A 10,865-nucleotide genomic window follows, 5' to 3' on the forward strand; every position below is an offset into this window, starting at 1 on the left:
CCAGGCACAGGGGCCAATCAAGCCCCGCCGGCGATTGAGGCGCGGGGCTCGGGGCAGAGCCCCGACAACACCGCCGCACACACCAGCCTCGCAGGCGGCGTCACCCCGCCCCCTACCCCCTCCTCAGCGACAGCACCTCGCGCGCCGCGAACGACTCGTCGCCGTCGAAGTGGGGAGTCAGCACGGACTCCAGTTCCTCGTACGTGAACATGTCCTTCGCCGTGTCGAACTTCGCAGCCACCCGCGGGCGTTCCATCACCGCCACCATCCCCCCGTGCACCACCAGCACCTGGCCGGTGACCACCGACGCCGGCGGGGACGCGAGGTAGCCCACGAGAGGGGCCACGTGCTCCGGGGAGAGGGGGTCGGTCGTGCCCGGGGGCGGGGCGCCGAAGACGTCCGCCGTCATACGGGTCCGCGCCCGCGGGCAGATCGCGTTCACCGTCACCCCGTACTTCGCCAGCGCCTGCGCCGACGACGTCGTCAGGCCGACGATCCCGCCCTTGGCCGCCGCGTAGTTGGGCTGGCCCGCCGAACCCGCCAGGAACGCCTCCGACGCGGTGTTGACGATCCGGCCGTACACCGGCGCGCCCGTCGCCTTGGCGCGTGTGCGCCAGTGTTCCGAGGCGAAGCGCGTCGTGGTGAAGTGGCCCTTCAGGTGGACGTGGACCACCGAGTCCCATTCGCTCTCGGACATCGAGAAGATCATGCGGTCGCGCAGGATGCCCGCGTTGTTGACGAGGATGTCGAGCTTGCCGAACTCCGACACGGCCAGGTCGATCAGACCCCTGGCTGTCTCGAAGTCGGCGACGTCGCCGAGGTGGGCGACCGCCCGGCCGCCCGCCGCGCGGATCTCGGCCGCGACCGACTCCGCGGGCGCTGCCGACGCGTCGCCGCTGCCTCCCCCATGGCCTTCGGCATGGGAGGTGCCCCCATGGCCCGGTTGCCCGTAGTCGTTGACGACGACGGCCGCGCCGAGCCGTGCCAGTTCCCGTGCCTCCGCGCGGCCGAGGCCCCGGCCGGCACCGGTGACGACGGCCGTGAGGCCCGCCAGAGGAAGTGCCATCGCGACCCCCTCAGATCTCGACGCACGTGCGCAGGGCCTCGCCGCTGCGCATCTGCGCCAGGGCGTCGTTGATCCCGGCCAGCGGGACCCGGTGGGTGATCAGCGACTCCAGGTCGATCCGGCCCGCCCGCCACAGCGCGATGGCCCGTTCGTAGGAGCGCAGCACGTCACCGCCTCCGTACAGGGAGGGCAGGATGCGCTTCTCGTCGAAGAACAGCTCGAACATGGTGAGCTGGAGGTGGTCGTCCATGGCGCCGGCGCCGACGACGCACAGCGTTCCGCCGCGCCGGGTCGTCTCGTACGCGGTCCGTGCCGTCTGGGACCGGCCGACGACCTCGAAGACGTAGTCGAAGCCCTCGCCCGCGGTGACGCGCTGTTTGGCGTCGGCGAGTCCGTCGGGGGCCACGGCCTCGGTCGCGCCGAACCGCAGGGCCGCCTCACGCCGGGATGCCACCGGGTCGACCGCGACGATCTCGGCCGCGCCCTGGAGCCTTGAACCCTGGATCGCGGAGATGCCGACACCGCCGCAGCCGATGACGGCGACGGACGAACCAGCCTGCACCTGTGCGGTGTTGATCGCCGCGCCGAGCCCCGTCGTGACGCCGCAGCCGATGAGCGCGGCGATGTCGAAGGGCACGTCGTCGGGGATGGGCACCGCGCAGCCCGCGTCGACGACGACCTCCTCGGCGAACGTGCCGGTGCCGGCGAAGCCGAAGACGTCACCGCCGGGGCGGGCGAAGTTGGGCGTGCCCGCGTTCATGAACCCCGCCAGGCACAGGTGCGGCTGCCCGCGCCGACAGGACGGGCAGGCGCCGCACGCGGGCAGCCAGCACAGCAGGACGCGGTCGCCCGGTGCCAGGCCGGCCACCCCGTCGCCTACCTCGACGATCTCGCCCGCGCCTTCGTGGCCGGGCACGAAGGGGGCGGGCTGCGGCAGGACGCCGCTCATCGCGGAGACGTCCGAGTGGCACAGTCCGGTGGCCCGGACGCGGATCCTCACCTTGCCCGGGCCGAAGCCCACCGCCTCGACGTCGTCGAGGACTTCGAGCTTGTCCTGGCCTGTCTCGTGGAGTACGGCTGCGCGCATGGCGGATCCCTTCAAAGGGTCAGGAATGTTCGACGATCGTGTCCGCGAGCACCGGGGCCTCGTCCCGCTCCACCGCCGTCACCGACACCTGGACGCCGTCGTCGTGCCGCCACATGCGGATGCGCAGGGTCTCGCCGGGGAAGACGACGCCGGCGAAGCGGGTGGCGTACGCGCGGACCTTGGTGACGTCGCCGCCCAGGAGCGTGTCGACGACGGCCTTGAGCGTCATGCCGTACGAGCACAGCCCGTGCAGGATGGGCCGCTCGAAGCCGGCGAGCTTGGCGAACTCGGGGTCGGCGTGCAGCGGGTTCCAGTCGCCGGAGAGCCGGTAGAGCAGCGCCTGGTCCTCGCGGATCACCCGCTCGACGGTCCGGTCGGGCGCGCGGTCGGGGACGGCGAGGCGCTCGGAGGGGCCGCGTTCGCCGCCGAATCCGCCCTCGCCGCGGATAAAGAGCTGGGCGTCGCCGGTCCACAGCGGCCCCTCGTCGTCGGCCGCCTCGGTGCGCAGGACGAGGACCGCCGCCTTGCCCTTGTCGTACACGGCGGCGACGCGTGACGTGGAGGTCGCCGTGCCGCTGACCGGCAGGGGGCGGTGCAGGGCGATGCGCTGGCCGCCGTGCAGGACGGCGGCGAGGTCGATGTCGATGCCGGGCGCGGACAGCCCGCCGACGACACCCATGCCCGCGCCCGCCACGGTGGCGAAGCTCGGCAGGACGTGAAGCCTGGATTCGAGGGTGTAGCGCAGTTCGTCGGGGTCGGTGGCCGGGATGCCCGCCCCGACGCCGAGGTGGTACAGCTGGACGTCCTTGTGATCCCAGCGGATCGTGGTCGAGCGGGGTTCGGCGGCGAGGGCCCTGGCAGGGTCAATGGGCATGGGGCTGCTGCTCCTCGAGGGGTTCAAGACCTCGGCACGGCCGTCCGCACCGTCGGCCGCACCGAGGTCGCCCGGACAGGGCCCAGACCGTTCTAGAACGCGTTCTAGGCCGATGGGCCTATGTATAACGCAGCGGCATGGCATTGGGAAGACGGCTGACGGTGCGTCAGTCCGCGAGATGCCCGCCGACGAACGCGACGGCCCGGTGCGCCGCCGGACCTCCCCCGCCCGCCACGACAGGCGGGCCGGGGCGGGCGGTCATACCCTTGACACCGTGGACGAGATGCCGCGGGAGCACAGACCCGCCAGGTCCGTACGGGTGCTGATCGCCGAGAACCGGAGCACCACGCGCGGCGCGCTCGCGTTACTCCTCGGCATGGAGGACGACATCGAGGTGGTCGCCCAGGTGGGTCGCGGTGACGAGATCGTGGACACGGCGCTGAACCGGCGGCCCGACGTGGCACTGCTCGACTGCGAACTGCCCGGCCTCAGCGGCCTCGGCGCGGCGGCCGAGCTGCGCAAAGAGGTGCCGGACTGCCGCGTGCTGATCCTCACGACCTTCGGCCGGCCCGGGCTCCTGCGCCAGGCCCTGGAGTCCGGAGCGGCCGGACTCCTGGTGAAGGACGGCCCGGTCGAGGAACTGGCCGAGGCGATCCGCCGGGCACTGACCGGCGAGACCGTGATCGATCCGGTGCTGGCCGCGGCGGCGGGGGAGCAAAACGGGCCGTGACCGGCTACGGCGCGGCCGCGTACGGGCGCGCCTGACGACCCGCCGCCTCCGCTACGGCGCGGGACACACCGTTCGCTCCGGAATCTCCACCGGCAGACTGCTCACCTCGTCCTCCGTGAACGCGCGGTGGCCGATGACCTCGCACAACGCGCGCTGCCACGCGGTGGCGTCGAGCGTGAGGGGCCCGCCCATCCCGCCGGCGCTCGACTGGATCACGGTTCTTCCGTCCTTGGAGACGTCCAGGAACGCGTGCGGTTCCATGCCGGCGCTGCGCCGGCCGCCGAACTCGTAGGAGTCCGTGGCGGCGCGCCCGTCGACCCGGTAGATCCGCACGTAGCTGTCGGCGGCGATCAGGTAGCGGCCGTCGGCGAGGAAGCCCGCGACCCAGGGGGTGGCGGAGTCCTCTCCGACGCTGCGCAGCGGCCCGAGCACCTTGCGGGGTGTCGGGTAGCGCCGCCACAGTTCGACCACCGCTCCCCGGCGCATCACAGCGAAATAGCGGCCGGTGGACTCGAACTGGACGGCGCGGACGTCCTCGGTGGTCCGCACCTCGGCCGCGACGCGACCCGTGGTGACATCGACGACACGGACGACAGGATCGCCCTGAACGGTCACGGTGACCCGGTCCGGGGCCGGATAGCCGCCGATCAGAGCATCCGGTTCCTCCTTGCCCGCGATCCTGCGAAGGAGGGCCCCGGCGTCGAAGCGCGCGAGCTGCCTGCCGGTGCGCGTGTCCCACTGCTGGACCACGGTGCCCGATACGGTGACCAGACGCCCGCTGTGGTCGAAGAAGTAGCGGAAGTCCCACTGCGGGGCCGGCCGGTAGGGGACACCTCCGCCGCCTCCCCGGATCGGCGGCCCCGCCCCGAGGCGCGGCGGCTCGGCGGCGGTGATTCTCGTCCGTTCCCGCAACGTCGCGACCTCCCGGACGGACACCGCGTTCCTGCCCTCCCGGTCGGCGACGAGCGTTCCGTCCCCGTTCGTCTGGAGCAGGTCGTCCCGCTCCGGCTTCCAGTGCGGTCTCGACCGCCGCGCCTCGGCGAGGACGCGCTCGTCGTGCGCGTCCGAGGGCCGCAGCTGGATGCGCGATCCGTCGGCGAGGACGGTGATCGTCCTGCTGCCGTCGTCGGTGAGTGTCTGCTGGCCCACGTCGAGCACGTGGTCCCCCGACCTGGGCACCTCGGTGTAGGTGATCGCGTTGTCGTCGTACTGGAGGTGCAGGAGCTGTCCGCCGGTCGACACCAGGGTCTCGTAGGGGAGGAACCGGACGGGCTCGACCGGGTCGGCGCTCCGTGAGACCACCGTGTTCCGGGCCAGGTCCAGCAGGCGCAGATGGCCGAGTCCGAGAACGACGAAGCGTCCCGTCGCGTCCACGGCATCCGCCGAGCACAGATCGGTCCGGTACCTCTCCTCCTTCTCCCGGTACGGACCCCCTTGCAGAGCCCCGTCGGAGACGCGATGGAGACTCAGCACGGACTGGCCGTCCTGCTCACGGCAGGCGACGACCGCCTTGCGGTCGCCGGACAGCAGGACCTCCTCCGTTCCCGACACGACCACCCGCTGCCTGCCGGTGGCCATGTCCACGGCCAGCAAACCGATCTTCTCCTGTTTCGAGAGGCCGTTGAGGTTCTCGTAGACGGGCGTCAGCAGGGTGCGGTTACCGGCACCGACCCACAGGTCGAAGATCATGCCTTCGGGTGCGGGGACCTCTCCCCCGACGGCGCCGCTGTCCAGGTTCCACCAGACCAGACGGTCCTTCACCTTGGACGCGATGATCCTTCCGTCCGGCGACATCGAGGCCTTGACGTCCTCGTTCGCGCCCGTGGTCGACCCCGGCACCGCGGGCAGTTCGCGCAGCCGGCCCACGGGACGTCCGGCATCGGCGCGCACGTCGAACCACGCGGCCCTGCCGTCCTCCTGGACGTAACCGGCCCGCGTTCCGTCCGCCGAGACCAGGGGGTAGCGCACGTGACCGGCCGAGCCGACCTGTTCACTGCGTACCCGCCCGTCGGCCGCGTGCACGAACAGCGTCGCCCTGCCCAGCTGCGAGGAGGCCAGCACCACATTGCCGTCACTGCTCGCCGCAAGCGTCTTGAAGGTGCCCAGCGCTCCGGTGAGGACCCGTTCGGTGTCCGAGTGCTCCAGATACTGCCGCAGCAGCTGGTTGCGCGCCTCCTGCGTCGGCGAGGCCCGGTACGCCGCGAGCGCCAGCATCACCGACCGGGCCGGGTCGGCGGACGCCTCGTCCTGCGAGGCGCCCGCCAGGGCACGTGAGGCGGCGAGCGCCGCGCGTTCCTCGCTCTCCCGCTGCGTGACCACGAACAGGGTCCCGAGCAGCAGCGCCAGCACGACGACGATGCCGAGCCCCGAGAGGAACGCCCTGCGCCTGCGGGCCCGCGATCGGCGGTGGGTGCGCCCGGCCTCCAGGTAGGCGCGTTCCGCGTCGCTCAGATCCTCGCCGCGCTCGCGCAGCCACTGCCGGGCGCCCGCCAGCGCGACGGCCGTCGGCAGCAGCTCGGGGTCGCGTCCAGCCTGCTCCCAGCGCTCCCTGTCGTGCCGCAGGGACTCCCTCCAGACCAGGAAGGACCGGTCCTCGGCGGCCCACGCGGCCAGTTTGTCCCAGCCGCTGATCAGCGCCTCGTGGGTGAGTTCGACCGTCTCGGCGCCTTCGACGCTGCGGCCGGTGACGAGCAGCCGGGTGGCGGCGAGCCGTTGGGCGATGCGCCACTGGTCCTCGCCCAGCTCCGTGCGCAGTGCCATGCGTCGCGTCGCCGCGGCCGAGCCCGTCGGCATCCGCACCAGCCGGGTGAACAGCCGACGGGCCGCCTCCTCGTCCTCCCTCGGCACGTACTCCGCCCAGACCCGGTCGGCGTGGGCGCTCAACGCACCGGTGACGCCGCCGAGTTCCTCGTACGCCCGGTGGGTCAGCAGGCCGCCCTCCTGCCGCTGCCACAAAAGGTCGAGGGTGAAGCCCAGCAGCGGCAGGGCGCCGGAGCCCGTCCCGGTGTCGGCCAGGATGCGGTCGGCGAGGTGGGGTTCGTAGCGCACTCCGGGGACGGCGTCGACCGGCGCGGTCACGACCTCGCGGAGCCGCTCGGGGCTCAGCGGGCCGAGCGCGTACAGGTGCCGGCCGACGACCGGCCCGAGGCGCGGGTGGGACAGCGCGGTCTCCAGGAAGTCGGCCCGCAGCGTGGCCAGCACCCGGACGGTGGGCGGAAGGGCGTCGGCGAAGAGCACGTCGGCCAGCTCGTCCACGGTCGCGGGGTCGAGGCCGAGCAGTTCCTCGAACTGGTCGACCACGACGAGCAGCCGGCGACCGCCCTGGACCTGCAGCAGCCGTGCCACGGCATCGGCCGGCCCCTGCCGCCGCAGCAGGCCGGTGAGTTCGGGGATCCGTGCGAGCCGCTGCGTCTCGGACAGCTCGGACTCCAGGAGCGGGAGCAGGGCGGCGGCGAGCGCGGACAGCGGACTGCTGCCGGAGGCGGGGCGCAGGACGACCGCCGAGGCTCCGGCCGCGCGCAGCCGGGGGACCACCCCGGCCAGGGCCAGTGAGGACTTGCCGGAGCCGGAGGGGCCGACGAGGGAGACCCAGCGCCCGGCGGCCAGCGCGGCGGCCAGTTCGTCGCTCTCGGCCCGCCGCCCGTGGAAGACCTGTGCGTCGGACTCCTCGAACGCCGTGAGGCTGCGGAACGGGGACGGCGGGAGGGCCAGGCCGCGCATCTCGGGCCAGGCCGTCAGCAGGCCGCCGGTGGGGATCAGGTAGCTCACGGGGGGACTGCCGGACTCGGCGACGGCCACCATGCCGACCACGCCGACGAGTTTCTCGTCCCACACCGGAGTGCCGCTGAATCCGCGGGAGACCTGATAGCCCTCGCCGGTCAGGTCGGCCTGCACCCATCCGTCGGCCTGACGCGCCCGCAGGACACCCGCGTGCCACACGCCGCCCGGACGCCCGGCCGGAAACCCGAAGGCGCGCACGGGGTGCTCCCAGACGTCCTGCGCCTCGACCAGACGGACGGGCCGGGCGCCGGGCAGCGGCGCGTCCAGCCGCAGCACCGCCACGTCCCCGGCGCCGGACCGCTGCGGCGGCACCCAGTGCACGACACCGGCCGTCACTCCCTCCGCCGAGGACGACAGCAGCGGCAGGTCGACGTGGAGCCGGACGGAGGCGTCGGGCTCCACGTCGTCCGGCGCGCCGAGCGCCGCCGAGACCACGTGCGCGCAGGTGAGGGCGAGCTCGTCGGAGACCAGGAAGCCCAGGCCGACTGCGTCACCGTGCTCGTCGCTGATCCGCAGGACGGCCGCGTCCAGCGACTTGGGACCGGTGCCCTCCGTGGGCTGCCGCGACAACGCGCTCACCGGCCGCGCTCCGACACGGGCCGCTCCACCGCATACGCCATGTCTCCCCCTTCGGGGCTCCCCCGCCCCGGTCGACCGCGTGCCCTACCCCTTCCACATGAAGCCCTGTGCGAACCCTCGTCCTCCCCGCACCTGAAGCGACGTCAGGCCGCGGCCCGCTCCGGGCGCGGCAGCCACAGCAGCATCAGGACCGCGGCGCCCAGCAGCACCCCGGTGCCCGTGCGGAAGGCCAGCGCGTAGCCGGAGGTCAGCGCCTCGGCCGTGGTCGCGCCGCCCGTGCGGGAGGCCGCGGCGGTGGACAGGATCGCGAGACCGAGCGCGCCGCCCATCGTGCGGGAGGTGTTGACGAGGCCGGAGACCAGGCCGGCGTCGCCGGGCGCCGCGCCCGACGTGGCGAGGGAGGCCAGCGGCGTCGCGACGAGACCCACGCCGGTCATCATCAGCACGCCCGGCAGCGCGATGGTCGTCACGTACGCGCCGTCCGCCCCCATCGTCGACTGCCAGCCGAATCCGGTGGCGGCGATCAGCGCGCCGAGGACCGCGACGTTCCGCGCGCCGGCGCGCACCATCAGGCGCGGGGCGAGCTTGGAGCCGATGACGATGCTCAACGAGCTGGGGATCAGGGCGAGTCCGGCCTCCAACGGCGTGTAGCCGAGGACGTTCTGCGCGTAGACGGTCATGAAGAACCACATGGCGAACGACACCGAACCGGTGACCGTCATCGCCACGTTCGCGGCCGACACGGCGCGCGAGCGGAAGACCTTCAGCGGCATCAGGGGTGCGGCCGTGCGCGCCTCCACGGCCACGAACAGGCCGAGCAGCGCGAGACCGCCGGCCAGGGGCAGCAGCGTCCCGCTCTCGGCCCAGCCCGACTCCTCCGTCTGCACGATGCCGTACGCGACGGCCGCGAGGCCGCCGGTGACGAGGACCGCGCCCGGCAGGTCGAGGCGGCGGCCCTCGGCCACGCGGCTCTCGCTCAGCCACGCCACCGCACAGGCCAGGACGAGCACGCCGACGGGCACGTTGATCAGGAGGACCCAGCGCCAGGAGAGCAGGTCGGTGAGTACGCCCCCGACGAGGCCGCCGGCCGCGCCGCCCGCCGCCCCGACGGCCGACCATGTGCCGATGGCCCGCGTACGGGCGGGGCCGGGCGGGACGGCCGCCGTGATGAGCGTGAGCGTCGCCGGGGCGAGGACGGCCGCGCCGAGGCCCTGCACGGCACGGGCGGCGAGCAGCTCCCAGCCCTCCTGCGCGAACCCGCCCGCCAGCGACGCGCCCGTGAACAGCCCGAGCCCCACCAGGAACATCCGCTTGCGGCCGAAGATGTCGGCCGCGCGCCCGCCCAGGAGCATGAACCCGGCGAAGGCGATGGAGTACGCGTTGAGCACCCATTGCAGCCCGGTCGCGCTCAGCCCGAGGTCCGCCCGCATCGACGGCAGCGCGACGTTGACCACGGAGACGTCGAGCACGACGAGGAACTGACCGGCGCACGCGGCGAGGATCACCGCCCAGGTGCGTGCCGAACGCGCGGCGGCGGACGGCGGGACGGACGTCTGTGTGTGTGAGCGGGCTGCGACCATGCGTGTCATGGTCGCAAACGCCCAGCGGCCCGTACATCCGGACATCGGTGTACGTGTCACCTCGCCGTTGGCGGCATGACGGCGCATCGGATCGACGGTGAGCGCAGGACGCGGAGGAGCCCTCTCCTCGCTGGTGATGGAGAGGGCTCCCTGTTCGGTGCACCGTCAGGTGAACCGGCGATGGTGTCAGCCGTGCGAGCCGGCCGAGGTCATGGCGGCCTGGGCCAGGTCACTGAGGTTGCTCACCTCGTGCTGTTTTGACGTGCTGTCGTGGTCGTCCCGGCAGACGGTGGCGGTGGCGGGCTCGTACGTCTCGTCGCCGTCGAAGATGGCCGTGTAGCAGGTGTCCTTGTCCTTCTGGCGCGAGATCTGGCACGTGGCCCGGCCCCGGCTGTCGGTCGTGTCGCTGCACAGCAGGACGGAGTCGGCGGTGAAGTCGATGCTCTCGCCTTCGAGGGACTGGCCCCCGGCAGTCAGCCTGGCCGTCAGCGTGAGGCCGTCCTTGCCGCCCAGGGCGCTGACGGTGTCCTTGCCCTTCTTCTTCTTTTCCACCTTCAGGGTGAGCCTGGTCGGGGTGCGGTCCGGGGCGACGGTCCCGATCGCCACGTCGTCGGGGTTGACGCCGACGGGGACGGTGGTGATGACGGTGTTGGTGGCGGTGTCGATCACCGACACGTCGTTCGAGCCGAAATTGGTGACGTAGACACGCGAGCCGTCCGGAGTGACCGCCACGTCGTCGGCGTTGACGCCGACAGGGACGGTGGTGATGACGGTGTTGGTGGCGGTGTCGATCACCGACACGTCGTTCGAATCGAAATTGGCGACGTAGACGCGGGAGCCGTCCGGGGTGACCGCGATGCCGGAGGGGGCGTCGCCGACGGTGACCGTGTCGACGACCGTGTTGGTGGCCGTGTCGATCACCGACACGTTGTCCGAGCCGCTGTTGGTGACGTAGGCGCGGGTGCCGTCCGGGGTGACCGCCACCTCAGTGGGGGCGTCACCGACGGGGACGGTGGTGATGACGGTGTTCGTGGCGGTATCGATCACCGACACGTTGTCCGAATCGCTGTTGACGACGTAGGCGCGGGTGCCGTCCGGGGTGACCGCCACCTCAGTGGGGGCGTCACCGACGGGGACGGTGGTGATGACGGTGTTCGTGGCGGTATCGA

6 protein-coding genes and 1 pseudogene are annotated in these 10,865 nt (G+C 72.6%); 1 reads left to right on the forward strand and 6 read right to left on the reverse strand.

Annotated features, from left to right (window positions below):
• Positions 1 to 112: 112 nt before the first annotated feature.
• Genes AB0K02_RS01100 through AB0K02_RS01110 form a run of 3 tightly spaced genes read right to left on the reverse strand, consistent with a single transcriptional unit; the run spans position 113 to position 3,027 of the window.
• Positions 113 to 1,066: a 3-oxoacyl-ACP reductase gene (locus tag AB0K02_RS01100; protein WP_365990225.1), complete on the reverse strand. Its 954-nt coding sequence runs from the start codon at positions 1,064 to 1,066 to the stop codon at positions 113 to 115.
• 10 nt (positions 1,067 to 1,076) lie between these two features.
• Positions 1,077 to 2,153 carry a Zn-dependent alcohol dehydrogenase gene (locus tag AB0K02_RS01105; RefSeq protein ID WP_365990226.1) on the reverse strand — a complete coding sequence of 359 codons (1,077 nt, stop codon included), beginning with the start codon at positions 2,151 to 2,153 and terminating at the stop codon, positions 1,077 to 1,079.
• Positions 2,154 to 2,172: 19 nt separating this feature from the next.
• Positions 2,173 to 3,027 carry a MaoC/PaaZ C-terminal domain-containing protein gene (locus AB0K02_RS01110; RefSeq protein WP_365990227.1) on the reverse strand — a complete coding sequence of 285 codons (855 nt, stop codon included), beginning with the start codon at positions 3,025 to 3,027 and terminating at the stop codon, positions 2,173 to 2,175.
• A gap of 274 nt (positions 3,028 to 3,301) precedes the next feature.
• Between AB0K02_RS01110 and AB0K02_RS01115 the strand changes: the two are divergent.
• Positions 3,302 to 3,754 (forward strand): annotated as a pseudogene (locus AB0K02_RS01115) (response regulator); the annotation flags it as partial.
• 54 nt (positions 3,755 to 3,808) lie between these two features.
• Here the strand turns inward: AB0K02_RS01115 and AB0K02_RS01120 are convergent.
• From AB0K02_RS01120 to AB0K02_RS01130, 3 genes are all read right to left on the reverse strand, one after another.
• The gene (locus tag AB0K02_RS01120) at positions 3,809 to 8,116 is read right to left on the reverse strand and encodes a trypsin-like peptidase domain-containing protein (RefSeq protein WP_365990228.1); all 4,308 of its coding nucleotides are present in this window, start codon (positions 8,114 to 8,116) and stop codon (positions 3,809 to 3,811) included.
• A gap of 143 nt (positions 8,117 to 8,259) precedes the next feature.
• On the reverse strand, positions 8,260 to 9,696 hold the full coding sequence (locus AB0K02_RS01125) for an MFS transporter (protein WP_365990229.1): 1,437 nt from the start codon (positions 9,694 to 9,696) through the stop codon (positions 8,260 to 8,262).
• A 186-nt stretch (positions 9,697 to 9,882) separates the two neighbouring features.
• Positions 9,883 to 10,865 (reverse strand): YncE family protein (locus tag AB0K02_RS01130; protein WP_365990230.1); only part of this gene is annotated, 983 nt, incomplete at its 5' end.

It is taken from the genome of Streptomyces sp. NPDC049597 (assembly GCF_040675505.1).
Lineage (GTDB): Bacteria > Actinomycetota > Actinomycetes > Streptomycetales > Streptomycetaceae > Streptomyces.